Origin of the sequence: Aeromonas sp. sif0611, from assembly GCF_019218845.1 — a bacterium.
Lineage (GTDB): Bacteria > Pseudomonadota > Gammaproteobacteria > Enterobacterales > Aeromonadaceae > Aeromonas > Aeromonas media.
Genome location: NZ_JAHUWU010000057.1, coordinates 1 through 256, shown reverse-complemented (window position 1 = coordinate 256; position 256 = coordinate 1). Strand labels below are relative to the sequence as shown.

Sequence of the window (256 nt, the reverse complement as noted above, 5' to 3'; positions counted from 1 at the left end):
CCGAAGACGAAACCAACCCGACTCTGACCGAGACCGGCACCCTGAGCGTGACCGACGTGGACGGCGCCGACGAGGCCAAGTTCCTGGCTGGCAACGGCACCCCGAGCGCTGGCGCACTGGGTAGCCTCGCCATCACCGAAGGCGGTGCCTGGACCTACCAGGTCGACAACAGCAAGGTGCAGTACCTGGGCGAAGGTGAGACCAAGGTCGAGACCTTTGTGGTCACCTCCGTGGATGGCACCGAGCACACCGTCAC

General features: G+C 65.2%; 1 protein-coding gene. It reads left to right on the top strand.

What is annotated here, in order from left to right; genetic code table 11:
* Nucleotides 1–256, top strand: a 256-nt coding sequence (locus tag KW824_RS21260; protein ID WP_218410900.1) for a VCBS domain-containing protein, incomplete at both ends; no start/stop codon positions are given.